We start from the raw sequence: 26,282 nt of genomic DNA, 5'->3' as shown, positions 1-26,282 counted from the left end.
GGCAATAGGGGATGTTTGCCCGGTTCCCGACATATCGCTGTAACCGTTTTCGCCCGAGGTAATGCCATGGAAGAGCAACTCCCCACGAGGTCCACCTATAAACCCAAAGTGCTGCTGGTCGACGATGAGGAGTCCATCCTCAATAGCCTGCGTCGACTGTTGCGCGGCCAGCCCTACGACGTGTTGCTGGCCACCAGCGGCGCCCAGGCCCTGGAAATCATGGCGCAGCAGCCCATCGACCTGGTGATGAGTGACGCGCGCATGCCCAACATGGACGGCGCCACGCTGCTGGCCCTCATCCATCAGCATTACCCCGATACCGTGCGCATCATGTTGACCGGTTATGCCGATCCGTCAGCCATTATCAAAGCCATCAATGACGGGCAGATTCACCGTTACATCAGCAAGCCCTGGCACGATGAGGAAATGCTGCTGGTCCTGCGACAATCACTCGCGTATCAGCATTCCGAGCGTGAACGGTTGCGTCTGGTCCAGGAAACGTGGGATCAGAATCAGGAATTGAAGCTGCTCAACATCACCCTGGACAAACGCGTCGCCTCCCGCACCGCTGAGTTGCAGCAGACCGCCGACATGCTCGACCTGGCCTACGAAGAGCTCAAGCACAGCTACGTTACCGGCACAGAAATGTTCTCGCTGCTGGCCAACCTGCGCATGCCGCCGGCCAAACAGACCAACCGCCAGATCATCGAGCTGGTGCGGGTGTACTGCAAACTTCATGATCTGGACGAAGGCACCAGCCGCGACCTGACCATGGCGGCGGCGCTCTACAACATCGGCAAGCTGAGCTGGACCGACAGCATGATGACCGCCCCCGCGGACCTGTTGCATCACAATGATCGCGAGCGTTATCGCAATTACCCGAAGCAGAGCGAATCCCTGTTGATGACGCTCGATCCGATGAAGGACGCTGCCCGTCTGATTCTTCACCATCAGGAGCGTTGGGACGGCAGCGGTTTTCCCGACCGGCTCAAGGGCGAGGCGATACCGGTCGGTTCCCGGCTGTTGAAACTGGCAGTGGATTTCATCGAGTTGCAGCGCGGGTTGATCCTGGAACGGCAGATGAACAGTGATGAGGCGCTGGTGTATATCCGCAGCTATGCCGGAAAACTCTACGACCCCGAGATGGTGGAGGACTTCATCAAGGTGTGTGCCGCGTACCTGAGCGATGTGTCCCTGGCCGATCCGATGGTCAAGGTCATGACCACCCGGGAGTTGGCTGCGGGGATGGTCCTGGCGCGCAACCTCAACGCCGACAACGGCATGCTGTTGCTCAACGCCGGCAAGGTGCTGAACGGACCGCTGGTGGAAAAGCTGATCGCCTTCGAGGCCATGGAGGGCGCGAAATACAGCATTTTCGTGAAGGTGCCGGAAGAGGTGAACAGCGCGATTCTCGAGATGGAACAGGTTCCCCAGGCTCAGCACTGATCCCCCTGTGGGAGCGGGCTTGCTCGCGAAGGCGGCGTCACATCCGACATAGAGGCGACTGACACACAGCTTCGCGAGCAAGCCCGCTCCCACAGGGGGCGGTGTTTCGCGGAGGTTTTTTCGGCGTGACGATGTCCCGCCACTCATGTGATGCTTGCACCTTTCAGCCAAGGCCACGCCTCACTCATGACGCTTGCATCCGCCACTTCCCCCCGCATCATCCACATCGCCGCCGCCCTGTTGATCGGCCCCGACGGTCGCACGCTGCTGGTGCGCAAACGTGGCACTGAAGCTTTCATGCAACCGGGCGGCAAGATCGAAGCCCATGAACAACCGGTTCACGCCCTGGTGCGTGAGCTGGAAGAAGAATTGGGATTGGCCATCGATCCGGCGCACGCTACTTATCTGGGGCAGTTCTCGGCACCGGCCGCCAACGAGCCAGGTTTTGTCGTACAGGCCGAACTCTTTCTGCTGACCATCGATTCAGACGTATCGCCTGCGGCGGAAATCGAAGAGGTGCGCTGGATCGACCCCGCCACCGACGGCGATGTGACGCTGGCGCCATTGACACGAGACCTGATCCTGCCGTTTTATCGAGCCTCGCTGAGCGCAATCGCCTGATCATTCACGCCAAGGAACCGCCATGATCCCGCTTCAAGACTTGCTGATCTTCGCCGCTGCCGCGTTGCTGATGGTACTGACGCCGGGACCGAACATGATCTACCTGATCTCTCGTTCGATCTGCCAGGGGCGCAAGGCCGGAGTCACTTCGTTGCTCGGTGTGGTGGCGGGCTTTTTTGTGCACCTGTTCGCTGCGGCAGCGGGATTGACTGCGGTGTTCCTCGCGGTGCCGATGGCTTATGAAGTGTTGAAGTGGGCCGGCGCGCTGTACCTGGTGTGGCTGGCCTGGCAGGCGGTCAAACCGGGCGCGCGTTCGCCGTTCGAGGCACAGCAGTTGCCGCCGGATTCCTCGCGCAAACTGATCACCATGGGCTTTTTGACCAGCGCCCTGAACCCGAAAATCGCGGTGTTTTACCTCTCGGTGTTTCCGCAATTCATCACCCCTGAGCACGGTTCGGTGTTCAACCAAAGCATCATCCTCGGCCTGACCCAGATCAGCGTCAGTTTCAGCGTCAACCTGCTGATCGCGGTGTTCGCCGCCGGCATCGCGTCGTGGTTCGTCAACAACCCGACCTGGCTGGCGGTGCAGCGTTACTTCATGGGGTTTGTGTTGGCGGCGCTGGCCGTGCGGCTGATGCTTGAGCAACGACGGACAGCGTGAACATGTGGATTGAACGGCTTGATGCCAGCCATGCCCTGGACTATCGGGCGTTGATGCTCGAAGCCTACGACCTGCATCCCCAGGCGTTTACCTCCACCGTGCGCGAACGGGCCACGATGCCGCTGAGCTGGTGGGAGTCACGCCTGACCAGCAAGCTCGATGTGGTGTTCGGGGCGTTTGAGGAGGGGAAGTTGGCGGGCATCGTCGGCCTCGCTTTCGATCCTCGGGAAAAGGCCCGGCACAAGGCGACGCTGTTTGGCATGTACGTGTCCAGTCAGGTCCGCCAGCGCGGGCTCGGTTATCAACTGGTGCAGGCGGCGTTGGCCGAAGCGCAAACCCACCCGGGGTTGAGGCTGATTCAACTGACCGTTACCGCCGGCAATGACGCGGCGTTCAACCTGTACCAGCGATGCGGCTTCATCCAGTTCGGCCTCGAACCGCTGGCGGTGCGGGTGGGCGAGGACTACTTCGACAAGATTCATATGTGGCGCGAGATCTAAAGATCACCGCAATCCCCTGTAGGAGCGAGCGGTGCGGCGATCCGACTTGCCCGCGAAAGGAACGACGCGGTTATTTGGAGAGACCGCGTTATCGTTCTTCGCGGGCAAGCCTCGCTCCTACAAGTCCGTGTTGTGTTATCGGACGGCGCTGACACCGTCGAGTGTCGAGAACGACGTATCTTTTGCCGTCAGCAGGAAGTCGCGCATATACGGCGCATCCAGCATGTCCGCACGAACCGCCGCGTACAACGTCGCAAACAATCCCTTCTCGCCCAGTCGCTTGGCCTTCACGTAGCCCCGTGAACTGTATTCATGCAGCGCCCAGTGCGGCATGCCGCACACGCCACGACCGCTGGCGACCAACTGCATCATCATCACCGTCAGTTCCGAGGTGCGGACCTGGGCCGGTTCGATGTCGGCCGGCTCCAGGAAGCGGGTGAAGATGTCCAGCCGGTCACGTTCCACCGGGTAAGTGATCAGGGTTTCCGTGAGCAAATCCTCCGGAACGATGTACGCCTTGTTCGCCAAGCGGTGCTGATTGGCAACCGCGAGCATGGCTTCATAAGTGAACAACGGCACATACGTGATCCCGGCCAGTTCCAGCGGATCGGAGGTCACCACCAGATCCAGATCACCACGGGCCAACGCCGGCAGCGGCGCGAAAGAGAAGCCCGAGGCCAGGTCCAGCTCGACTTCCGGCCAGGCATCGCGGAACTGGTCGATGGTCGGCATCAGCCACTGAAAGCAACTGTGGCACTCGATCGCCATGTGCAGGCGCCCGGCGGTGCCACCGGCCAGCCGCGCGATATCGCGCTCGGCGCCGCGCAGCAGTGGCAGGGTGGCGTCGGCCAGTTGCAGCAGGCGCAAACCGGCACTGGTGAAGCGCACCGGTTTGGTCTTGCGCACGAACAGCGGCATGCCCATGCGCTCTTCCAGCTCCTTGAACTGGTGGGACAGCGCCGACTGCGTCAGGTGCAGGCGGTCGGCGGCATCGACCAGGCTATCGGCTTCGCGCAAGGCGTGCAGGGTCTTCAAGTGACGGATTTCAAGCACCGGAGGGCTCCATGAGGAAAACTTGTGATCAACACGAAAAGGTTGAGTTTGTCTCATGTTGGGTTGGCTGTCGACAATAGCGCCATCTTTTACAAGGAGAAACTCACCATGGCTCTGGCCCACACACTTGGTTTTCCACGCATCGGCGCTGACCGCGAACTGAAAAAAGCCCTCGAATCCTACTGGAAGGGCGATCTCGATCAGGACGCGCTGAAGAGCGTCGGCCGCCAACTGCGCGCCACCCACTGGCAATTACAGAAAGACGCCGGCATCGACCTGCTGCCGGTCGGCGACTTCGCCTGGTACGACCAGGTCCTGACGCATTCCCTGACCTTCGGTGTGATCCCGGAGCGTTTCGACAGCGCCAAGAATGCCAGGGGCCTGCCGACGCTCGACACGTTGTTCGCCATGGCCCGTGGCGCCACCACCACTTGCTGCGGTGGCGAACACAGCAAAGCGCAATACGCCCAGGAACTGACCAAGTGGTTCGACACCAACTACCACTACCTGGTCCCGGAATTCAGCGCTGACCAGCAGTTCAAGCTGAGCTGGGAACAGCTGTTCGACGAAGTCGACGAAGCCAAGGCCCTTGGCCACAACGTCAAACCGGTGATCATCGGCCCGCTGACTTACCTGTGGCTGGGCAAGGCCAAAGGCAATGACTTCGACAAGCTCGACCTGCTGGAGCGCCTGCTGCCGATCTACGGTGAAATCCTCGGCCGCCTCGCCGCACAAGGTGTGGAGTGGGTGCAGATCGACGAACCGATCCTGACCCTCGACCTGCCGCAAGAATGGAAAAACGCCTTCGAACGCGCCTATCACATCCTCCAGTATTCGCCGCTGAAAAAACTGGTGGCGACCTACTTCAGCGGCCTGCAAGACAACCTCGGCCTGGCCGTCGGCTTGCCCGTACAAGGCTTGCACATCGATGCGGTGCGCGCGCCCGACCAACTGCTGCACGTGCTCGATCGTCTGCCGACCTACAAGATTCTCTCGGTGGGCCTGGTCAACGGCCGCAACGTCTGGCGCTGCGAACTGGAGCCGGTGCTCGCACAACTGCAATTGGCCCAGGAGCGTTTCGGCGACAACCTGTGGGTCAGCAGTTCCTGCTCGCTGCTGCACAGCCCGGTAGACCTGGAACGCGAAGACAAACTCGATCCGGAACTGAAAAGCTGGCTGGCGTTTGCGGTGCAGAAGTGTGGCGAAATCGCCGTGCTGCGCGACGCGCTCAACGATCCGCAATCGCCCAAAGTGCAAACCGCGCTGGCACACAGCCGGGCGATTCAGGCCAGCCGTGCCGAGTCCCCGCGTATTCACAAAGCGGAAGTACAAGCCCGCATCAATGCCATCAGTGCAGCGGATAGCCAACGCCAATCGCCGTTCGCCAAACGTATCGAGCAACAACGTGCGCGCTTGAAACTGCCGGCGTTCCCGACCACCACCATCGGCTCGTTCCCGCAGACCGGTTCGATCCGTCTGGCGCGACAGGCCTACAAGCAAGGCAAGCTGTCAGCCAACGACTACACCGACGCCATGCACCACGAAATTCGCCATGCCGTGCAAGTCCAGGAACGTCTGGGGCTGGATGTGCTGGTACACGGTGAAGCCGAACGTAACGACATGGTCGAGTACTTCGCCGAGCAGTTGGACGGCTACCTGTTCACCCGTTTCGGCTGGGTCCAGAGCTACGGCTCGCGCTGCGTGAAACCGGCAGTCATCTATGGCGACCTGAGCCGGCCGAAAGCCATGACGGTCGACTGGATCAGCTACGCGCAGAGCCAGACCGACAAGGTCATGAAAGGCATGCTCACCGGTCCCGTGACCATGCTGATGTGGTCGTTCCCGCGTGAAGACGTTTCGCGCAAAGTCCAGGCGCAGCAGTTGGCGTTGGCCCTGCGTGACGAAGTAGTCGACCTGGAAAACGCCGGCATCAAGATCGTGCAGATCGACGAAGCCGCGTTCCGCGAAGGCTTGCCACTGCGTCGGGCGCAATGGCAGGAATACCTCGACTGGGCGGTGGAAGCGTTCCGCTTGAGCGCCTCCGGCGTGCGCGATGAAACCCAGATCCACACGCACATGTGCTACAGCGAATTCAATGACGTGATCAAGGCGATTGCCGACATGGATGCCGATGTGATCACCATCGAAACCTCGCGCTCGGACATGGAATTGCTGGAAGCCTTCGAAGCGTTCGACTACCCGAATGACATCGGTCCGGGCGTCTACGACATTCACTCGCCACGCGTGCCGGACACGGCCGAGATGGTCAAGTTGATGAGCAAGGCCGTGAAGCGCATTCCGGCAGAGCGGTTGTGGGTGAACCCGGATTGCGGTTTGAAGACCCGGGCATGGCCGGAGACTGAAGCAGCATTGGTGAACATGGTGGCTGCGGCGCGGCAACTGCGCAGTCAGCTGGCCTAAAGTCCTGAGGCGCCTGTTCTGGCGCCTTCGTCGGAACGCCGCCCGGAGCAAGCCCGCTCCCACAGTTGACCGCGTTCTTACAATTGGAATGCGATCGAATGTGGGAGCGGGCTTGCTCGCGAAGCAGGCGACGCAGTCTCGGAAACGACCGTTCAGCACTCTTCATCAAACTGTCACGTAACTGTGGCAGCGCGCTTCAACAAACTTCATCAGACTCGCGCTCTACTGGGGTTCTGCGTTTCGGTGTTTTTCATGCGTGCACGATTTTTATCAACGGCGGCCTTCCTGGCCGCGTTGTTCTTTGGCCTGCCGTCCTTTGCGGCGTCTCGATGCGATGTCAATGTTCCGACCGAACGGGTCGATCTGGCGCAGGTGAGCCTGGCGTACCAGAGCATCGGCCGCGCCTCCGATCCTGCGTTGCTGCTGGTGATGGGCCTGGGCGGGCAGTTGATTCACTGGCCGGACGAGGTGGTGGTCGCGCTGTGTCAGCAGGGTTTTCGGGTCATCCGGTATGACAATCGCGATGTCGGCCTGTCCACCTGGCGGCAATCGCCTGCCGACGCCAACCTGACCTTCGAAGTGCTGCGCTACAAACTTGGTTTGCCGGTATCGGCGCCGTATTCCCTGACCGATATGGCCGACGATGCGCTGGGCTTGATGGATGCCTTGCACGTCGAGCAATTCCACGTGTTGGGCGCGAGCATGGGCGGGATGATTGCCCAGCACATGGCGGCCATGGCGCCGCAGCGGGTCGAGAGCCTGACGCTGATCATGACCAGTTCCGGTGCCGAAGGCTTGCCGGCGCCGAACGCGGCGCTGGTGCAACTGCTTTCGCGGCGTGGCGCACCGAATCGTGAAGTGGCGCTGGAGCAGCAGGCTGATTTGTTGGCGGCGCTGGGTAGCCCGTCAGTGAGTGATGATCGGCAAGCGCTGCTGCATCAGGCGGCGCAGTCCTATGACCGTGCGTTTAACCCCGAGGGCGTGAAGCGTCAGATCATGGCGATCCTCGCCGAGCCGAGCCGGGTGGCACTGCTCAATCAACTGCGGGTGCCGACGCTGGTGGTTCATGGCACTGCCGATCCGCTGTTGCCGGTAATGCATGGCGTGCACCTGGCGGCGCATATTCGTGGCAGCCAGTTGAAGCTGATTCCGGGGCTGGCCCATCGTTTTCAGGAGGCCTTCAAAGCGCCATTGCTTGCGGCGGTGCTGCCCTATTTGCAGGCTCATCGCGAGGACACTTCGCACTGGGCGCAGATTGATCCGGTGGCCGAACACAACCTCCTGTAACCCCAATCCTTGTAATTGTAGGAGCGAGGCTTGCCCGCGAAGGCGGTCTCGACAACGATGCAGGATTTGAAGGCCCCATCGCCAGCAAGCCGGCTCCTACAGACCGGGTTGACACACCTTACCTTGTAGGAGCTGGCTTGCTAGCGATGACGGCCTGACAGCCAACCAATTTCTAGCAGATGTACTCAGACCCACAGGTGTATCGTTCAACTTTTCCGGCCCGTATCCAGCCCGCGAGGTGAGTGATGAGTACCCCCCTGAAAATCGATTTCGTCAGCGACGTGTCCTGCCCCTGGTGCGTTGTCGGGCTGTACGGCCTGACCCGTGCCCTGGATCTGCTGGGGGACGAGGTCCAGGCCGAGATCCGTTTCCAGCCGTTCGAGCTGAACCCGAAGATGGGCCCGGAAGGGCAGAACATCACCGAACACATCACCGAGAAATACGGCTCGACCCCGGAGCAGTCGCAGAAGAACCGCGAAATGATCCGTGCGCGTGGCGCCGAAGTCGGGTTCGCCTTTCGCACCGACGGCAACAGCCGCATCTACAACACGTTCGATGCGCATCGCTTGCTGTACTGGGCGGGGCTGGAAGGGTTGCAGTTCAATTTGAAAGAGGCGTTGTTCAAGGCGTATTTCACGGAGGGCGGCAATCCGTCCGACCACGCTCAGTTGGTGCAGATTGCGCAAAGCGTTGGTCTGGACCGGCAGCGGGCTGAGGCGATTCTGGCCTCGGACGCGTTCGCTAAAGAGGTGCGAGAGGAAGAGCAGTTGTGGTTGTCGCGGGGGGTGAGTTCGGTGCCGACGGTGGTGTTCAACGGGCAATATGCGGTCAGTGGCGGGCAGCCGGTGGAGACGTTTGTGGGGGCGATTCGGCAGATCATGAGTGAATCAAAAGGCGGGACTGTAAGCTGATCGCTTGGTTGACTGGATTGATTACTGTGGGTGCGGGCTTGCTTCCACGGTTAGGATGGGGGGCATATCCGTTGCTGCGGTAATGGCGGCTGACGGTTTCGCTTTTACAGCGAGTCACTTGGAAAAGCCCCAAGTAACCAAGGGCTCTTGCCCCTTTCGTTCGGTGCCTCGCCTAGGCTCGGCATGCCCTCGCTCCGGTCCTGCTCCGTGGGCCCGCCGCCATCGGCCATCCATGGCCGGGGGCGGCTAACCCGGCATCCATGCCGGGTTGCCCACTGCGCAGAACCTGCGCTCGGCCTCTCGAGGGGGCGCTCAGATCAAAAGCGGAAGGCGAGCTAACGCTCGGCCTGATGAGTGGTGAAAATCAAAAGCAAACGCGATTCCCTGTAGGAGCCGGCTTGCCGGCGATGGCGGTGGGTCAGTCGACGCATTTGTCGCCTGAAAGGACGCCATCGCCAGCAAGCTGGCTCCTACAAGGGAAACGCATATGCATTTGGATAAATACGACCCCCTGTAGGAGCCGGCTTGCTGGCGATAGCGGTGGGTCAGTCGACACATCTATCGCTTGAAAGGACGCTATCGCCAGCAAGCCGGCTCCTACAGGGGTTGGTGTACATGTCGGGAATGAGTGAACGCAGCAGAGAAGGACAACGCGTACCCCCAAAGAGCCAGGTCGGCTTTCAGGCCGCCTCGGCGGCTGTGGCGGTAGTCGCCCCCTCGAGAGGCCGAGTGGAGGTTCTGCGCAGTGGGCAACCCGGCATGGATGCCGGGTTAGCCGCCCCCGGCCATGGATGGCCGATGGCGGCGGGCCCACGGAGCAGGACCGGAGCGAGGGCATGGCGAGCCTTAGCGAGCCACCGAACGAAAGGGGCAAGAGCCCTTTGGTTACTTTGGGGCTTTTCCAAAGTGACTCGCCGTAAGGGCGAAACCAATACCCGCCGTTACCGCAGCAACGGATATGCCCCATTCAAAGCCCACGGTTAGCGCCCAAGTGAACAGCATTGCGCCCCCACAGGCAGGGATCAGCGCACAATTTTGTCCACATGAATCCCCAGCTTCTTCAACCGATACCAGAAGCTGCGCTCGGAAATCCCAATCAACTGCGCCGCCGCTGCCTGCACGCCGTTGCTCTGTGCCAGCGCCGCCAGAATGTAGGTTTTTTCCACCTCGGCCAGCGCCGCTTCCAGGTCTGCCGGTACGCTGCCCTCAGCGATCAACGTGCCGCCGTCGGCGGAGCTTGAAGCAAACAGATACGCCGGCAGGTCTTCCTCTTCAATCACCGCGCCCGAGGCGACAATGGTCGCCCGTTCCACGCAGTTCTGCAGTTCGCGAATATTCCCTGGCCATGAATACCGGGCCATGGCCTGCAACGCTTGCGCGCTGAAACCGCTGAAACGTTTGCCGGCCGCAGCCCCTAGCGTGTGGGCGAAATGCCGGGCCAGCGGCGCAATGTCTTCAACCCGTTCGCGCAGGGCCGGCAGCGGAATCGGGAAGACGTTGAGGCGGTAGTAGAGGTCTTCGCGAAACTCCTTGTTGGCCACCGCGTCCAGCAGGTTTTTGTTGGTCGCCGCGATCACCCGTACATCGACCTTGCGCTCGCGCGGATCGCCCACCGGTTCGATCACTCGCTCCTGTAAGGCCCGGAGGATTTTTGCCTGCAACGCCAGCGGCATTTCGCCGATTTCATCGAGAAACAGCGTGCCCTTGTCGGCCTGCTGGAAACGTCCGACGCGATCCGCCACCGCGCCGGTAAACGCGCCTTTGCGGTGGCCGAACATTTCGCTTTCCAGCAGCCCTTCGGGGATTGCCGCGCAGTTCACCGCGACAAAAGGTTTGTCGGCGCGATTGCCGTGGGTGTGGATCGCCCGGGCGACCATTTCCTTGCCGGTGCCGCTTTCGCCGGTCAGCAGAATGGTCGCGTTGCTTTCGCGCACCGAGTCGATGGCGTGCAGCACCCGCCGAAAGCTTGGGCTGTCGCCGATCAGGCTGTCGATCTGCCGGTGCTCGTCGAGCTCGGCGCGCATGCGCTGGTTGTCTTTGAGAATGTCGCGAAATTGCAGGGCCTTGTTGACGGTGATGTCCAGCTCATCAATGTCGAACGGTTTGGCGATGTAGTCGAAGGCGCCGTTGCGCATCGACTGCACGGCGTTTTTCACGGTGCTGTAGGCGGTCATGACGATCACCGGTAACTGCGGAAAACGGCTTTTGATTTCTGCCAGCAGTTGCGGGCCGTCCATGCCGGGCATGCGCCAGTCGCTGATCACCAGGTCGATGTCTTCGCACTCCAGCACCTTGAGCGCGTGCAGGCCGTTGCCGGCGGTGAACACCACAATGTCGTTCTGACTGAGCGCCGAGGCCAGCAGGTCGCAGAGCTTGGGCTCGTCGTCGACCACCAGTACGTTATGTGTCATCGCTGCCCTCGTCGAAGTCTTCACCGTTGGCCGGAATGTACAGGGTGAATGTGGCCCCGGCATCTTTTTCACTGACGCATTCGATGCGCCCGTCATGACTCTCCATGATCGAGAACACCTTGGCCAGACCCAGCCCGGTGCCCGAGGCCTTGGTGGTGACGAACGGTGTAAAGATCCGTTCGAGCATGTCCGGTTCGATGCCTTGGCCGGTGTCGCTGATGCTGATCACCGTGTAGTGCCGGTCGCTGCTGATGCCCAGGGTCAGCCGCCCGCCGTCGGGCATGGCGTCGATGGCGTTGACGATCAGGTTCAGGCCGGCCTGCTTGATTTGCCGCGCGTCGGCGTAAAGCGTCGCGGTGGGCGATTGATCTTCGACTTGTACATCGATGTTGTGGCTGGCCAGCTCCGGCGCGCAGAAGCCGACCAGTTCATCCACCAGCGGGCGTGCCAGTTGGGTCGAGCGCATCGGTGCGCTGGGTTTGGCGAAGTCGAGGAAGTCGGTGATCAGGTCGTTGATCCGGCTGACTTCGCTGACCACGTATTCCAGATGACGCTTGTCGGTCTCGGGCAAATCGGCGCGCCGGTGCAGCAGTTGCGTGGCGGTTTTGATGATGCCCAGCGGGTTGCGGATTTCATGGGCCAGGCCCATCGCCACTTCGCCCAGCGCATGCAGGCGGTCACGCCGACGCAGTTGCGATTCCAGATGCTGCAACTCGCCGAGGCGTTCGCTCATGTGGTTGAAGGTGCTGCTCAGTTCCGCCAGTTCGTCGCCGCCGGTGACCGGCAGGCGTTGGCGATAATCCCCGGCGATCACCGCTTGTACGCCTTTGGACAACCCGCGCAACGGCTTGGTCAGGCGCTGCGAAACCAGCCAGCCGACCGCCAGGGACGCCGCCGAGCTGAGCAGGAAAATCAGGAAGAACAGGTTGCTCTGATTGACCAGCCCGACCAGGCTGGTGTGTCGCAACAGACCGCTGAAAATCACCCCTTGCAGCTCGCCGTTTTCATTGAGGATCGGCCGGTAGATGCCGCTGTAGCGGTTGGTGAACTGTTCGATCGGCTGTTTGGTGCTGCGCAGGATTTGTTCGATTTTTTCCGGTACGGCCGCCGGGTGGTCCTCGAAGCGCTGGGTGGAAAAAATCTCCGAGAAGTCATTGGCCTTGGCCAGATACAGGCGCAGGTCCAGCGAGTGCACGTCGGCCACGCTGGTGAGGAAACTGTTGTCGAGGTAGGTGGCAATCACCAGTTTGTACTCGACGCCGTCCTGATCCGTTTCGAAGGTCGAGACCACCGTGCCGGTCGCCACGCCACCGACTTGCAGGGTTTGCAGCACGGCTTTGGGCGCGGTGCTGATCTGGCGGACGATGTCGTCGGCGGCGGTGCTGAACACCACTTTGTGATCGCTGGTGCGCACCAGCGCCACGACGTCGATGCCCATGGAGTCGGCGATGTCGGTGGTCAGCTTGTCGTGTTTGTTCGCCTGCCGATCGGTGGGCGGGCGCGTGTAACGCAGGAACAGCTGCGCGACCCGGGCGTTGTCGCGCAGGATTTCGCTGATCTCGTCCTCGACGATCTTGGTCGATTCCTGCAGCCAGATGCGTACGTTGCTGTCGAAAATCTGCGACAGCGTGGTGGCCGCCAGTTCGGCGGCGATCATCGTCGGAATGACGCTGACCAGCCAGAACGCCAGCACCAGTTTGCGCTGCAGGCTCCAGCCGGAGAGGGCGAAAGGTCGAGCGTTGGTGCGTGAGTCTTTGGTCATTGTGCTTCGCTTATTGCTGCTCGCTGATCGCGGCGGCCATGGCAGGGTCGGAACGGTCCGGTCGGATAAACAGTTTCACCACACGCAACAGGCTGTCGAGCAAGCGGTTGCGATGGCGGAAAAACACGGTGTTGCCGGTAAACGAGCAACCCAGGCGCAGCTTACTGGCATAACCGGCCTGGCCGCACGCGTAGATCGGGATGCCGTGCTCAATACAGTAGTCGACATTGGCCAGCCAGCTGCGCACGTAGAGATTGTGTTCGCGGGTCTGGGCCAGGTCGTGGGCGAAGAACTTGTCGACCAGTCGCAGTTCGTCGAACAGCACAAGGTTGAACGCCACCAACTCTTCGCCGACCCAATACAACACGCACGCGGCACGTTCATCGAGGTGTTCCAGGACCTGGCGGAAGTAGCCGGGCGGCAGGCGTTCGAAGGTCAGGTCGCTGCGGCTCAGCGTGGCCTCGTAAAGCGCCATCATGCGCGGCAGCAGGTCATCGACCGAGCGCCGCCATTCGATGCGCGGCCCCTGGCCACGCAGGGTGCGGCGCAGGTCTTTGCGGGTGGATTTGCCGAGCGTGCCAAGGTAGGCGTCCACCGAGCCAAAGCGGATCGGCAGCTCGGCGCTGGGCAGGCCGGGCATGCTTTGCAGACCCGCGTCCTGACACACCTGCAACCATTGCGGGTCGCGGTGAGAGGCATCCTTGACGGCCAGCAAACCGACCCCGGCCTGATCGGCATCATGGCGCGCCAGCCGTAATAATTGCTGAAGCAGGTCCACGCGCCGGGCCGGGTCGATGTGCGGCGCGGTCCCGACGTGGCACTGCTCGGCCACCGGCGAACCGAGGGCATACAGGTGCACGTCGAACAGCCCCGGCCACACGCGACGCAGCCGTTCACTGATGCGTTTACCCAGCCCCTGAACCGTGGTGTCCAGCGAGTAAGCGGTGGTGAACGCCACGGCCGCCGCGATCAATACCTCGTCTTCGTACAACGCCAGATAGCGCCATTGAAAGTCTGCGATGCCGGCCCGTTCAACCGCCCGGTAGTAATTCCAATCCTCCAACTCGGCAGGGAAACAGACATTCCAGGCATCGCGGTCGATGGCCTCGATCGTCGAAAAGGCAAGGGCTGTGATCACATCGTTTCCTTGAGTCAGGCCAGTTGCCGATAGTCCTGGCGCATGGGTTTGGGGGCGCAGCGCTGTTGAATGAAACGTTGCCGGATGAAGTCCGCGCTCAGTTCCACCACGCGGCGGTATTGCAGGTCGACGGTGATCATGTGGTAGCAGTCGTCGAGCAGAACCTTCACCACCGGACCGCCGAGTTTGCGTTCCACATAATCGGCGTTCCAGCGGCTGGTGATGTCGTCTTCGCGCGAGTGCAGCACCAGCGTTTGCGTGGTGATCTGCGGCATGCGTTTTTTCACCGCCGCCACCAGTCGATGCAGTTCCCGGACACTCACCCCGGACATGGTCAGCAGCCCGGCATTGCTGCTCTCGCCAGCCTTCATCTGCCGCTCGACGACCGCTCGCAAGCGTTCGTCCTTGATGCCAAAAGGTGATTTTTCGTTGAAGCGGCACAGGTGCACGCCAAACGGAATCGCCATCAGCAACGGCGTGAGCACGGCGACCTTGGGCATGTTCCAGCCGTCGTAGCGCAGGGTCGTCGAATACAGCAACAAGCCTTCGATCTGCCCCGGATGCTCGGCGGCGAGGTACATCGACAGCACCGCGCCCATCGACAAACCGCCGACGAACACGTGCTCGTGTTTGCGTCGCACACCGATGAAGGTATTGCGTGCGCTCTCGTACCAGTCACGCCAACCGGTGGCTTGCAGGTCGGCGTTGTCTCCGCAGTGCCCTGCCAGCGTCGGCACGTACACCGTGCAACCCGCCTTGGCCAGGCCGATGGCGACCCGACGCAACTCGGTCGGGGTGCCGGTGAGGCCGTGGATCAACAACACCGCGACCTCCCCGCTGCCGAGAACGAAACCGGCGCTGCCTTCGCCCATGTCGATCTCTTGCTCGTTCATCGTGTCATCGCCCGATGCAGCAAGCGGTCGAGCAGGGCGATGCCCAAATCGATTTCCGGATAGCTGATTTCCAGCGACGGCGCGAGGGTGATGACGTTCTTGTAGTAACCGCCCACATCGAGAATCAGGCCCAGGCGTTTGCCGTCGATTTCGATGTCGCCCTTCATGCCTTCTTCGACCATGAAATCGAGCGTGGCCTTGTCCGGCGTGAAACCGTCCGGGCCGCAGATTTCGCAGCGCAGCGCCAGGCCCAGGCCGTCGACGTCGCCGATGATCGGGTAGCGTTTCTGCAAGTCTTTCAAGCCTTCGAGGAAGTACTTGCCCTTGTTCATGACCATCGCGCCGTAGTCGACTTCGCTGGTCATCTTGAACATTTCCAGGCCCACCGCCGTGCCCAACGGGTTGGAGGCGAACGTCGAGTGGGTCGAGCCTGGTGGGAAGATTTTCGGGTTGATCAACTCTTCTTTTGCCCAGATGCCGCCCAGCGGATTGAGGCCGTTGGTCAGCGCTTTGCCGAAGACGATGACGTCGGGTTTGACGTCGAAGTGCTCGATCGACCACAGCTTGCCGGTGCGATAGAAGCCCATCTGGATTTCGTCGACCACCATCAGAATGCCGTGCTGGTCGAGCACATGCTTGAGTTCGCTGTAGAAGTTCATCGGCGGAATCACGTAGCCGCCGGTGCCCTGGATCGGCTCGACGTAGAACGCGGCGTATTCGCTCTGACCGACTTTCGGGTCCCAGACGCCGTTGTATTCGGTCTCGAACAGGCGGGCGAATTGCTGCACGCAATGGCTGCCGTATTCTTCCTTGGTCATGCCTTTCGGGCCACGGAAGTGGTACGGGAACGGGATGAAATTGGCGCGCTCGCCGAAGTGGCCGTAGCGGCGGCGATAGCGGTAGCTGGAGGTGATCGACGACGCGCCGAGTGTACGCCCGTGGTAACCGCCCTCGAACGCGAACATCAGGCTCTTGCCGTTGGTGGCGTTACGCACGACTTTCAGCGAGTCCTCGATGGACTGCGACCCGCCGACGTTGAAGTGCACGCGACCGTCGAGGCCGAATTTTTTCTTCGCGTCGACCGCGATCATTTCCGAGAGCTCGATCTTGCCTTTGTGCAGGTACTGGCTGGCGATCTGCGGCAGCGTATCGATCTGCTGTTTCAGCGCATTGTTCAGGCGCGGGTTGGCGTAGCCGAAGTTGACCGCCGAGTACCACATTTGCAAATCGAGGTAGGCCTGGTCTTCGGTGTCCCAGACGTAGGAGCCTTCGCATCGGCTGAAGATACGCGGCGGGTCGATGTAGTGAACGGTGTCGCCGTAGGAGCAGTATTTGGCTTCTTTATCCAGGAGGATCTGGTCTTCTGCAGTAGCGATTCGAATATCAGACATGGTGGAGGAGTTCCTGTGTTTCAACGTTGAAAGAGGTGGCATTGGCGGCGTTGGCGCTTGGCAGCAAGGCCAGCAACGCAGGCAGTTCGGCGAAGCTGTCAAAGCGTGCGTAAGCGATGCCGTTGCGCTCGCAGTGCTCGGCCAGGCGATCCTTGGCGAACACGAAATCGGCGGTGGCGGCCACGCACATGTCGGACTGGCCGTCGCCGATTACCAGCACCCGTTTGGTGCTGGGGGTGGACTTGCATTTGCAGTTGCCGGAGGCGGCGCGGCAGGCGTCGCTGGCATGGGGGAAGTCGATGCGCCAACTGTCGTGATCGAGTTGGCGCAGGCGATTGGCGAGGATCGGCAAGAGGCTGACGTAGTTGCGCGCCAGGATCCGTGCGATGCCTTGCTCGATGCCGTCGCTGACCACTTCGAGGGAGGCGCCGAGGCCGATCACGTGGTCGACGAAGTCAGGGAAGTCCGGGTCGATCTCGACCGAGTCGAAGAACCCGAGCAGCTCGGAGGGTGTGGCCTTGACCAGCGAGAGCTGGCGGCTGAGGCATTCACGGGAACCGATGTCGCCCGCCAGCCACTCGTTTTCGATCGCTTCCCAGCTCGGGTCGGCGAACCGTTGAAGGATGCTGTCGATCACGTCGGTGCGGGTGATGGTCCCGTCGAAATCACACACGATATGCCAGTCAATCATCTGCGTTACCTATCTTGTAAAAAGTGTGCGCCGGGTGTGCTGTCTGCGCTGCACAAGGGGTAGAGCAGGGACTGTGCCAACCGGGTTTGGCCCAGCAGGGGCGGGGTTCTGGCGTGTGTTCGTGTCTTCGAAGCTACAATTTTTGTAGGTCGCTACAAACAACATGAGTGCTTGCGCCGGGAGCGCGATCCGGGGATTGATGCGCGCATGTCCCGTTCAAGGAATTGCCTCATGTCGAGGATTACTGTTGCTCTATTCGCCGCGCTGACGTGCCTTTCGGCCAACGTTTCAGCAGACGGCATCACCGGCGAAGCAGGGGTTGGCCTCAGCTATCAGCCACACGATCCAACCGGCAGCCGTTACGAAACCCGGCCCGTGCCGTACCTCGATCTGGACTGGGGCGATGTCAGCCTGAGCACCGATGGCGGGCTGACCTGGGACGCGTTCAACGCAAGTGGCTTCAGCGCCGGGCCGTTCCTGAATTACTTGCCGGGACGGACCTCCAACGGTGAGCTGCAAGGCTTGCGCGATGTGCCGGACATGGGCGAAGTGGGCGGGTTTGTGCAGTACGCGCCGGCCGACTTCTGGCGGGTATTTGCTTCGGTTGGCCAGGCGGTTGGCGGGCGAGGCGGGCAGGGCGGGGTATTGGGACGGCTGGGTGGGGAGGTGGGTTATCCACTGGGTGGCGGGGTGATCGGCAGCTCAAACCTGACCGCACATTTTGCCAATGCCCGGCAGGCTCAGACGTTCTTCGGCGTCAGTGCCGACGAGTCTCAAGCCTCGGGGATCCGCCCGTACAACGCCGGTGGTGGCTTGCAGAACGTGGCGCTGACCCAGAGCTTCGAATTTCCCCTGGCGCCGCAATGGTCACTGCTGACGAGCGCGAGCTGGATTCACCTGACGGGGTCGGCGGCGGATAGCAGCATTGTCAAAGCGGTCGGGGATACCAACCAGGGGGAGGTGCAGGCGGCGGTGGCCTACAAGTTCAATTAGAAAAGTTTGTTGGCAGGTCTGACGCCTTCGCGAGCAAGCCCGCTCCCACAGGTTATGCGCGGTCCTTGTGGGAGCGGGCTTGCTCGCGAAGGCGGCCTTGAATTCAACGGATATTCAACTTTCTTCACCCTCCGCCAGCAACGCAATCCCCCCCATGATCACCGCCACCCCCACCCAGTGCAGCACGCTGATCTGCTCGTCCAGCCCCAGCCAAGACCCAAGCAAAACCCCGACGAACACCAGCGAACTCAACGGAAACGCCAGCGACAGGCTGCTACGCCGCAAGATCAGCATCCACACGAAAAACGCCCCGATGTAACAGGCGATCGCCAGCCACACCCCCGGATTGACCGCCACCGCCATCAGCCATTTCAGGTTGAAATCCATCTGCCCCAGTTGATCACCGCCCACCTTCGTGGCGATCTGCCCGGCACTTTCAAAAGCGATCAACAGCGCCCACAGCACGATGGTGCCCAAGCGCTCATGCAGCCAGTCGGTCTTGCCTCTGATCATCGATTGAGCCTCATGCATGGGCGACACACACGAGCATCACGCCCGCCGTAATCACTAAGGTGCCGAGCCAGCGCCGGCGACTCACGGTTTCGCCGAGGATCAGTTTGCCGGCCAGCACCACGCCGCAATACGCCAGCGCCGCAGCCGGAAACAGCAGGCTCAGCGGCGCGCGGGAGAGGGCTTCGAGCCAGACAAAAAACTCGATCACGTAGGCGCCGATCCCGCACCACAGCAGCGGCGCGTTGAACACCTGGCCCCAGAATGCATTCAGGCGAAAACCGCCTTCAAGTTCCGGCAAACGGTCGAGTCCGAGCTTGAAACAGAGCTGGCCAATGACGTCCAGCACGATGGAAAACGCCACCAGCACAATCACGGTAATGGTCATGGGAACAGCTCCTCGAACAGCTCGATCAGTGCCTGATTGGTGGCCGAGTTTCGCAGCAGATCGTCTGCGCTCCAGCGTTCCGCCGGCGGCTGGTCGGCCTTGGCTTCCCAGCGTTTGAAGGCGTTGCTGAAGGCGGGGCGGGCGTATTCGCCGCAGATGTCGATGCCGAGGATCCGCTTGTTCGCGGCCAGCACGCGTATCGCTTGCAGCAGATGGCTCAGGCGCATGCCGCCCTGATCCCAGTTGGTCGCCGCGTCTTCGCTGGCCAGGACGTCTTTGTCGATGGTGATCCACACCGCCTCGGTGGGCAGGCTGGCGATCAACTGATCGAGAAACACCGGCCAATCCAGTTCGGCGAGGTTGCGCCAGTGCAGCTGGTTTTCCAGTTGCAGATGCCCGGCACCATCGCCGACCCGGCCCCAGACTTTCGAGGGCGGATGCTGCCACGGAAACAGCTGCAAGACCCCGCGTTTCAGGGCGCTGAGGTTGCCGCCCTTGAGCTGTGGATTTTGCAGGTCATCGCTGCACGGGCCTAGGGTGACGATGCGCTGGACGTTCGGCAGTTTCAGCGCCTGGTTGACCCACGAACCGCAGTGTCGACGCGGGGCGAAGTGGACCCAGTCGGGGTGATTGTCGAAGTGGATCAGGCTCACCGGCACCGGCAAGTCAGTGAGAAAGGCCGGGGTCAAGTGGTGGTAATCGCCGGAGCCGACGAAGAAGATTTCCGGTTGCGGACCGCTGTGGCGCGGACGTTGTTGCAGGCGTTCGGCGAAGCGGCGCCAGGTGCGTTCGCTGGACCAGAGCCGCAATTTCGGACCGAGGTCGAGCAGGTCCAGGCGTTTCGCGCGGCCGCTGTCGAGCAACCGTGCGATGGGGGCCTGGGCAGTCAGGCTGTGGTCGAGATCTAAAATGTTCAAGGTCGCAATTCACCCTTGGCAGACCCTCCCAGACACCGGCTCCATCCATCATGAAGGCCGGCCGAGGGGGCTTTGGGGGGTAAATGCAAGGGGCGGGCCAGCCTTCAGTCTCGAAACAACGCAGATCCTGTAGGAGCGAGCGGTGCGGCGATCCGACTTGCCCGCGAATGGTCCGCCGCGGAGCAACTGATACACCGCGTTATCGTTCTTCGCGGGCAAGCCTCGCTCCTACAGGGGGTGTGGTCAGGTCTGGAAGCGTACCCAGACGCTGACGAGGATCGTAGCCGCGATCAACCACGCCACCGCAGCCACGGCGAGCGAAGCCTCCAGCCGCATACGGTCGACCATCACGTACAACGTCGCCAGATAGATGAAGTACGGAATGATCGACCACATGCCAAACACAATCGTGGTCTTCAAGTCGTCCAGCGAGCGGCCCTTGCCGACGATGTAGTGCGCAATCAGCGCAAAGGTCGGAAACAGCGGCACCAGGCCGGCGATGTAATAGTTTTTGGTCTTGGCCAGCGCAGCGAGGATCAGCACCACCGCTGCGCCCAGGGTTGCCTTGAGCATCAGGTCCATCAGTGGCTCAACCCGTACTTCTTCACTTTGTCGAACAGCGTGGTTTTGGCCATGCCCAGTTCCAGGCTGGCCTGGGTCAGGTTGCCGCCGCTGCGTTGCAAGGCGTCGCCGAGCAGGTTGCGTTCGAAGGCTTCCACCGCTTCGGCGAAGGCCAGGCCCTGATTGCTGCCGCTGGCGCCGGACTTCTTGAAGGCCGGCAGACCGAGGGCATACCGCTCGGCAACGTTGCGCAGTTCACGGACGTTGCCTGGCCAGTCGTGGCTCATCAGGTTCGACACGGTCTGGTTGTCCAGCTCCGGCACGGCACGGTCAAAGCGCAAGGACGATTGCTGCAGGAAGTGCTCGAACAGTTGCAGGATGTCTTCGCGGCGCTCGCGCAGCGGCGGCAGTTCCAGGGTCACCACGTTCAACCGGTAATACAAGTCGCTGCGGAATTCGCCGGCCTTGCTCGACTCGTCGAGATCGGACTTGGTCGCCGCGATCACCCGGCAATCCACCGCCACGCTCTGGTTCGAGCCGAGGCGTTCGAGGGTGCGTTCCTGCAACACCCGCAGCAGTTTGATCTGCAACGGCAGCGGCATGCTTTCCACCTCGTCGAGGAACAGCGTGCCGCCGTCGGCGTGTTCGATCTTGCCGATCCGCCGCTTGCCGGCGCCGGTGAAGGCGTTGGCTTCGTGACCGAAGATTTCACTTTCGAACAGGTTCTCCGGCAGGCCACCGCAGTTCAGGGCGACGAACTGTTTGGTGTGACGCCGACTGAAGTCGTGCAGGCAGCGCGCGACCAGTTCTTTACCGGTGCCGGTTTCGCCTTCGATCAGCACGTTGGCCGAGGTATCGGCGACATTGGCGATCAATTCCCGCAGGTTCTGCATGGCTGGCGAACGACCGATGATCCGGCCTTCCAGGGAATCCCGCTCCGCCAATTGCCGGCGCAGCGAAGAGACTTCCCGGGCGAGGCTGCGTTGCTCCAGCGCACGACGGGCGACATCCACCAGGCGTTCGGGGGAGAAAGGTTTCTCCATGAAGTCGTAGGCGCCTTTCTGCATCGCGCCGACGGCCATGGAAATGTCGCCATGGCCGGTGATCAGCACCACCGGCAGGCTGCGATCACGGGCCTTGAGCCGGGTCAGCAATTCCAGGCCATCGATGCCCGGCAGGCGAATGTCGCTGATGACGATGCCGGCAAAGTTGTCGCCGACCCGCTCCAGCGCTTCTTCGGCGCTGCCCACGCCGACGCAGGGAATGTCTTCCAGGGTCAGCGCCTGTTGGCAGCCGAGCAGCACATGAGGGTCGTCTTCGACGATCAGCACACTAAGGTCGTTGTTCATATTGGCTCGGCTTGAAGGGGGCTTACCAACGGTAAACTGAGGACGAAGGTGGTACCACCGCTGGCCGGGTGTTCGACACCCAGGTGTCCGCCGGTGGCGGCGGCCAGGCTGGCGGACAGGGTCAGGCCGAGGCCCAGGCCTTGCTCGCCGGGTTTGGTGGTGAAGAACGGTTCGAACAGATGCTTGCGCGCTTCGGCATCGATGCCGTGGCCGTTGTCGCGTACCCGCAGGCGATACTTGCCGTCGAACGCTTCGCCTTCGAGCCACAATTCCGGTTGGGGTTGCGACTGCATGGCGTCGAGGGCGTTGCCGATCAGGTTGACCAGAATCTGCTCCAGGCGGGTCTGGTCAATCTGCACCTGCACGTCGGCGAACTCGCGATGCAAGTGCAGAGGGACACTTTCCACACGTCCGCCGAGCAGTTGCAGCGCGGCGTCCACCGCTTTGCCGAGGCAGGCCTGGCCCTTGTCGTCGCCGCGCCGGGCGAAGGAGCGCAGGCTTGCGGTGATCCGGCCCATGCGGTCGATCAGTTCGTTGATGGTCTTGAGGTTGGTGCTGGCCACATCCAGTTGCCCGCGCTCGAGGAAGCGCACGGTGTTGCCGGACAAGGTGCGCAGCGCCGCCAGCGGCTGGTTCAATTCGTGGGCGATGCTGGTGGACATCTGGCCGATGGCCGCGAGTTTTCCGGCCTGCACCAGTTCATCCTGGGCGCGGCGCAAGGTCTCTTCGGCCTGACGGCGTTCGCGAATCTGGCCCTTGAGCCGTTCGTTGCTGGCGCGCAGGTCGGTGGTGCGTTCGGTAATCCGACGCTCCAGTTGATTGTTGGCTTCCTGCAAGGCTTCCCGGGCGGCGAGACGGGTGGCGATCACCTTGCGGCGCTCGTTCCAGGCAATCAGCAGGAACGCCACCAGGGCAAACGCCACGGCCACCAGAATCCCCTGATTGATCGCTTCGCGACGCAAATCCTGCAGCGGCGTGAGCAGGGTGAAATTCCACGGGGTGTCGCTCAAGGGGCGGGTTTGCGAGAGGTAACTGATGTCCTCTTCGTCGGACTCCACTTCACTGTTGGCCGGGAAGGTCAGTTTTTCCTCGCCTTCGGCCAGTCTTTCACGGGCCAGCGGTTGCAGTTCGTTCAGTGGAAACCAGTAGTACTGAAGGCTGCGGGCGAGTTTTTCCTTGGTCTCGTCGCTCAATGGAACGACTGATTTCAGCCGTCGCGCCGGATCGCTGGAGAGAATGATGATGCCGTTTTCGTCGCTGACGAAGGCTTCCAGGCGCGCGCGCTGCCAGCGTTCTTCCATGGCTTCGAGGCGGACTTTGACCACCGCGACACCGATGATCTTGCCGTGTTCTTCCAGGCCATGGGCCAGGTAATAACCGGGTTCGCCGTTGGTGCTACCGATGCCATAGAAGCGACCCGGCTGGCCGCGCACGGCGTTCTGGAAATAGGCGCGAAAGGACAGGTCTTCACCGAGATAACTGTCGACGTCGCGCCAGTTGCTGGTGGCCATGACACGACCGGTGGTGTCCATCACGTAGATGGCCCGACTGCGGCTGCGCCGGTTCAGGCCTTCGAGGTATTCATTGACCGTTTGCCGGTGTTCCGGCGACGGGTCGGCCAGCAGCTTCGAAACGCTGGTTTCGAGTTCCAGCAGGCTGGGCAGGTAGGTGTACTTGCTGATCTCGCTCTCGACGGCGCGGGCGTGCAGTTCGAGCTGACGCTGGCCGTTCTCGCTGAGGCTGCGGATCCCGTAGTGCTCGCTGACCCAGAAGCCGAGGTAACCCAATCCGATCATCAGGGCGATGACCAGTGGCGGCAGGAACAAGTGGCGGATCAGACGGGGTTTCACGACGAGTGATGGCGGCGCTGCGCGATAGAGAGTGGGGTCGCATTTCATCACAGATGCCTTGGGTCAACCACAACACTTGCAGGAGAGTCACCGCTGGCCCCTGTAGGAGTGAGCCTGCTCGCGATAGCGGACTGACATTCAACATCAATGTTGACTGTCAGGGCCTCATCGCGAGCAGGCTCGCTCCCACTGGGGACTGGAGCGGCTTCGATCTTTTAGTGCTGCAGGATCTTGTTGAGGAAGTGCTGGGTACGCTCGGCGCGGTGGCTGATGTCGCCGAAGAACTCCTCTTTCTTGCAGTCTTCGATGATTTTGCCGGCGTCCATGAAAATCACCCGGTCCGCCACTTTACGGGCGAAGCCCATTTCGTGGGTCACGCACATCATGGTCATGCCTTCGTGGGCCAGTTGCACCATCACATCGAGCACTTCGTTGACCATTTCAGGGTCGAGCGCGGAGGTCGGTTCGTCGAACAGCATGACGATCGGGTCCATCGCCAGCGCACGGGCAATCGCCACACGCTGTTGCTGACCACCGGAGAGCTGGCCCGGGTGCTTGTGAGCGTGTGCCGAGAGGCCTACGCGCTCCAGCAGTTGCAGGCCTTTCTTGGTGGCTTCTTCCTTGCTGCGGCCCAACACCTTGATCTGCGCGATGGTCAGGTTTTCGGTGATGGTCAGGTGCGGGAACAGCTCGAAATGCTGGAACACCATGCCCACGCGTGAACGCAGCTTCGGCAGGTTGGTCTTCGGGTCCGCAATGGACGTGCCGTCGACCACGATGTCGCCTTTCTGGAACGGTTCCAGGGCGTTGACGCATTTGATCAGGGTGGATTTGCCGGAGCCGGACGGCCCGCACACCACGATCACTTCGCCTTTTTTGACCTCGGTGCTGCAGTCAGTCAGTACCTGGAAGTCGCCATACCACTTGTTGACATTCTTGATAGAGATCATACGGCAAACCTTTTTTGCAGACGCTTGACCAGCAGCGAGGCGGCAAAGCTGATTGTGAAGTACACGAGACCTGCGAAGATCAGGAACTCATTCGAACGGCCGATGATGTCGCCACTGGCACGCGAGGCATTGAGGAAGTCCACCAGGCCGACGGCGTAGACCAGCGAGGTGTCCTGAAACAGGATGATGCTCTGTTGCAGCAGCAGCGGGGTCATCTTGCGGAACGCTTGCGGCAGGATGATCAGACGCATCATCTGGCCATACGACATGCCCAGAGCCTGGGCAGCGCCCATCTGGCCTTTGGGAATCGACTGCACGCCGGCGCGGACGATTTCGCAGAAGTACGCCGCTTCGAACATCATGAACGCCACGATGCACGAGGCGAATGCGCCGATCGGTGTGTCTTCGCCGGTGATCCAGCGCAGCACGAACGGCACCGCCAGGTAGAACCAGGTGATGACCAGCAGCAGTGGAATCGAACGGAAGTAGTTAACGTAGGCGCCGGCGATGTTCGACAGCACTTTGCTGTGGGACAGGCGCATCAGCGCGAGGATCGTGCCGAGGATGATCCCGCCGACGACGCCCAGCGCCATCAGTTGCAGGGTCATGATCATGCCGTTCCACAGGCCCGGCAGGGACGGGATGATGCCCGAGAAGTCGAATTCCATCATTTACCCCCTACGGAGATCAGGCCCGGTACAGCCACTTTCTTCTCGACCAGGCGCATCAGCAGCATCAGGCTCATGTTCAGGGTGAAGTAGATCAGGGTCGCCAGGGTGAACGCTTCGAACAGGTTCGCGGAGAACTCGGCGGTCTGTTTGGTCTGTGCAAGCAGCTCCATCAGGCCGATCAGCGAGGCGACGGAGGTGTTCTTGAATACGTTCAGGAATTCCGAGGTAAGCGGCGGAATGATGATCCGGTAGGCCTGGGGCAGCAGCACGTTCCAGTAGATCTGCGGCAGCTTGAAGCCCATGGCGCGAGCAGCGGATTCCTGGCCTTTTGGCAGTGCCTGAATACCGGTGCGCACCTGTTCGCAAACGCGAGCCGTGGTGAACAGGCCCAGGCAGACAACCACGCTGAGGAACGCGGAGGTGGTCGGGTTCAGGTCCTGTTTGTACCATTCCTGCAGGTCTTGCGGCAGCAGGTCGGGCACCAGGAAGTACCAGATGAACAACTGCACCAGCAGCGGTACGTTACGGAAAAGTTCGACGTAGCAGGTGGCGATGCCCGATACGATGCGGTTCGGCACGGTGCGCATGACGCCCAGGATCGAGCCCAGTGTCAGGGCGATGATCCAGGCCGCGATGGCGATGCCGATGGTCCAGCCCAGACCGGACACGTACCAGTCGAAATAGGTCTCGCTGCCCACGCCGGTGGACTTGAAGAACACGCCCCAGTCCCAGTTGTAATTCATTAGGGTCTCCCCTCAGTTCAATCGATGTGCAAGTGCCCGCTTGGGGGAAGCTCCGTTCCCGCCTGACCTTTTCGATCAGGCACACGCTCCCGGCTCGACAGCCACCGGTTCGAGTGTTTCCAAAAAATACCAGCAGGAAGTGACCACCTCCTGAAAGGGCGACG

At 61.4% G+C, this 26,282-nt stretch carries 24 protein-coding genes; 8 read left to right on the top strand and 16 right to left on the bottom strand.

Going from position 1 to position 26,282, the window contains the following annotated elements:
- The first annotated feature begins 66 nt into the window (after positions 1 to 66).
- From ACM6IO_RS22025 to ACM6IO_RS22010, 4 genes are all read left to right on the top strand, one after another.
- Positions 67 to 1,446 (top strand): HD domain-containing phosphohydrolase, encoded by a 1,380-nt coding sequence (locus tag ACM6IO_RS22025; protein WP_414912224.1) that lies wholly within the window; start codon positions 67 to 69, stop codon positions 1,444 to 1,446.
- A gap of 186 nt (positions 1,447 to 1,632) precedes the next feature.
- On the top strand, positions 1,633 to 2,067 hold the full coding sequence (locus ACM6IO_RS22020) for an NUDIX hydrolase (RefSeq protein ID WP_008043577.1): 435 nt from the start codon (positions 1,633 to 1,635) through the stop codon (positions 2,065 to 2,067).
- 22 nt (positions 2,068 to 2,089) lie between these two features.
- Complete coding sequence (locus ACM6IO_RS22015; RefSeq protein WP_008032220.1) at positions 2,090 to 2,728, top strand: LysE family translocator; 639 nt, start codon at positions 2,090 to 2,092, stop codon at positions 2,726 to 2,728.
- A 2-nt stretch (positions 2,729 to 2,730) separates the two neighbouring features.
- Positions 2,731 to 3,228, top strand: a complete 498-nt coding sequence (locus ACM6IO_RS22010) for a GNAT family N-acetyltransferase (protein ID WP_192228626.1) — start codon at positions 2,731 to 2,733, stop codon at positions 3,226 to 3,228.
- Between the two features lie 135 nt (positions 3,229 to 3,363).
- Here the strand turns inward: ACM6IO_RS22010 and metR are convergent, their stop codons facing one another.
- A complete protein-coding gene (gene metR / locus ACM6IO_RS22005; protein WP_008032216.1) occupies positions 3,364 to 4,281 on the bottom strand; it encodes a transcriptional regulator MetR in 918 nt (305 codons plus the stop codon).
- A gap of 108 nt (positions 4,282 to 4,389) precedes the next feature.
- Between metR and metE the strand changes: the two genes are divergently transcribed.
- The 3 genes from metE to ACM6IO_RS21990 all read left to right on the top strand — a co-directional run bounded on the left by metE (position 4,390) and on the right by ACM6IO_RS21990 (position 8,900).
- Entirely contained in the window at positions 4,390 to 6,702 is a 2,313-nt protein-coding gene (gene metE / locus ACM6IO_RS22000; RefSeq protein ID WP_414912223.1) for a 5-methyltetrahydropteroyltriglutamate--homocysteine S-methyltransferase, read from the top strand.
- Positions 6,703 to 6,954: 252 nt separating this feature from the next.
- The gene (locus ACM6IO_RS21995; protein WP_008043579.1) at positions 6,955 to 7,989 is read left to right on the top strand and encodes an alpha/beta fold hydrolase; all 1,035 of its coding nucleotides are present in this window, start codon (positions 6,955 to 6,957) and stop codon (positions 7,987 to 7,989) included.
- 245 nt (positions 7,990 to 8,234) lie between these two features.
- Complete coding sequence (locus ACM6IO_RS21990) at positions 8,235 to 8,900, top strand: DsbA family oxidoreductase (protein WP_414912222.1); 666 nt, start codon at positions 8,235 to 8,237, stop codon at positions 8,898 to 8,900.
- 1,022 nt (positions 8,901 to 9,922) lie between these two features.
- Here the strand turns inward: ACM6IO_RS21990 and ACM6IO_RS21985 are convergent.
- From ACM6IO_RS21985 to ACM6IO_RS21960, 6 genes are read right to left on the bottom strand one after another with little or no spacing between them, the layout of a single operon-like run.
- Entirely contained in the window at positions 9,923 to 11,311 is a 1,389-nt protein-coding gene (locus ACM6IO_RS21985; RefSeq protein WP_192228566.1) for a sigma-54-dependent transcriptional regulator, read from the bottom strand.
- The gene (locus ACM6IO_RS21980; RefSeq protein WP_414912221.1) at positions 11,301 to 13,073 is read right to left on the bottom strand and encodes an ATP-binding protein; all 1,773 of its coding nucleotides are present in this window, start codon (positions 13,071 to 13,073) and stop codon (positions 11,301 to 11,303) included. The genes ACM6IO_RS21985 and ACM6IO_RS21980 overlap by 11 nt, the downstream gene beginning before the upstream one ends.
- Positions 13,074 to 13,083: 10 nt before the next feature.
- Positions 13,084 to 14,211 carry a GNAT family N-acetyltransferase gene (locus ACM6IO_RS21975; RefSeq protein WP_414912220.1) on the bottom strand — a complete coding sequence of 376 codons (1,128 nt, stop codon included), beginning with the start codon at positions 14,209 to 14,211 and terminating at the stop codon, positions 13,084 to 13,086.
- A 14-nt stretch (positions 14,212 to 14,225) separates the two neighbouring features.
- Complete coding sequence (locus tag ACM6IO_RS21970) at positions 14,226 to 15,104, bottom strand: alpha/beta hydrolase (RefSeq protein ID WP_008040846.1); 879 nt, start codon at positions 15,102 to 15,104, stop codon at positions 14,226 to 14,228.
- Positions 15,101 to 16,495, bottom strand: a complete 1,395-nt coding sequence (locus ACM6IO_RS21965) for an aspartate aminotransferase family protein (RefSeq protein WP_008032198.1) — start codon at positions 16,493 to 16,495, stop codon at positions 15,101 to 15,103. Before ACM6IO_RS21965 ends, ACM6IO_RS21970 begins: the two co-directional genes overlap by 4 nt.
- Entirely contained in the window at positions 16,488 to 17,186 is a 699-nt protein-coding gene (locus tag ACM6IO_RS21960; RefSeq protein WP_414912219.1) for an MtnX-like HAD-IB family phosphatase, read from the bottom strand. The genes ACM6IO_RS21965 and ACM6IO_RS21960 overlap by 8 nt, the downstream gene beginning before the upstream one ends.
- Before the next feature lie 231 nt (positions 17,187 to 17,417).
- Here ACM6IO_RS21960 and ACM6IO_RS21955 point away from each other — a divergent pair, with 231 nt between their 5' ends.
- Positions 17,418 to 18,179, top strand: coding sequence for a MipA/OmpV family protein (locus ACM6IO_RS21955; protein ID WP_414912218.1), 762 nt, complete (start codon positions 17,418 to 17,420; stop codon positions 18,177 to 18,179).
- Between the two features lie 114 nt (positions 18,180 to 18,293).
- Here ACM6IO_RS21955 and ACM6IO_RS21950 read toward each other — a convergent pair whose 3' ends face one another.
- The 9 genes from ACM6IO_RS21950 to ACM6IO_RS21910 form a co-directional block, all read right to left on the bottom strand.
- A complete protein-coding gene (locus ACM6IO_RS21950; protein ID WP_414912217.1) occupies positions 18,294 to 18,692 on the bottom strand; it encodes a transporter in 399 nt (132 codons plus the stop codon).
- 10 nt (positions 18,693 to 18,702) lie between these two features.
- Positions 18,703 to 19,077 (bottom strand): EamA family transporter, encoded by a 375-nt coding sequence (locus tag ACM6IO_RS21945; protein WP_008032192.1) that lies wholly within the window; start codon positions 19,075 to 19,077, stop codon positions 18,703 to 18,705.
- The gene (locus ACM6IO_RS21940) at positions 19,074 to 19,994 is read right to left on the bottom strand and encodes an arginase (protein ID WP_414912216.1); all 921 of its coding nucleotides are present in this window, start codon (positions 19,992 to 19,994) and stop codon (positions 19,074 to 19,076) included. Before ACM6IO_RS21940 ends, ACM6IO_RS21945 begins: the two co-directional genes overlap by 4 nt.
- Before the next feature lie 243 nt (positions 19,995 to 20,237).
- Positions 20,238 to 20,567 carry a GlpM family protein gene (locus ACM6IO_RS21935; protein WP_192228627.1) on the bottom strand — a complete coding sequence of 110 codons (330 nt, stop codon included), beginning with the start codon at positions 20,565 to 20,567 and terminating at the stop codon, positions 20,238 to 20,240.
- Between the two features lie 8 nt (positions 20,568 to 20,575).
- Complete coding sequence (locus ACM6IO_RS21930) at positions 20,576 to 21,904, bottom strand: sigma-54-dependent transcriptional regulator (RefSeq protein WP_008040853.1); 1,329 nt, start codon at positions 21,902 to 21,904, stop codon at positions 20,576 to 20,578.
- On the bottom strand, positions 21,901 to 23,802 hold the full coding sequence (locus ACM6IO_RS21925; RefSeq protein ID WP_008040854.1) for a sensor histidine kinase: 1,902 nt from the start codon (positions 23,800 to 23,802) through the stop codon (positions 21,901 to 21,903). Before ACM6IO_RS21925 ends, ACM6IO_RS21930 begins: the two co-directional genes overlap by 4 nt.
- 167 nt (positions 23,803 to 23,969) lie before the next feature.
- Positions 23,970 to 24,704 (bottom strand): amino acid ABC transporter ATP-binding protein, encoded by a 735-nt coding sequence (locus ACM6IO_RS21920; protein ID WP_008032183.1) that lies wholly within the window; start codon positions 24,702 to 24,704, stop codon positions 23,970 to 23,972.
- Complete coding sequence (locus ACM6IO_RS21915; RefSeq protein WP_192228573.1) at positions 24,701 to 25,372, bottom strand: amino acid ABC transporter permease; 672 nt, start codon at positions 25,370 to 25,372, stop codon at positions 24,701 to 24,703. The genes ACM6IO_RS21920 and ACM6IO_RS21915 overlap by 4 nt, the downstream gene beginning before the upstream one ends.
- Positions 25,372 to 26,118, bottom strand: a complete 747-nt coding sequence (locus ACM6IO_RS21910; protein ID WP_008032179.1) for an amino acid ABC transporter permease — start codon at positions 26,116 to 26,118, stop codon at positions 25,372 to 25,374. The genes ACM6IO_RS21915 and ACM6IO_RS21910 overlap by 1 nt, the downstream gene beginning before the upstream one ends.
- Positions 26,119 to 26,282: the final 164 nt, after the last annotated feature.

This window comes from Pseudomonas sp. IT-P44 (genome assembly GCF_949768225.1).
Lineage (GTDB): Bacteria > Pseudomonadota > Gammaproteobacteria > Pseudomonadales > Pseudomonadaceae > Aquipseudomonas > Aquipseudomonas migulae.
This window is presented reverse-complemented; position numbering and strand designations above follow the sequence as displayed.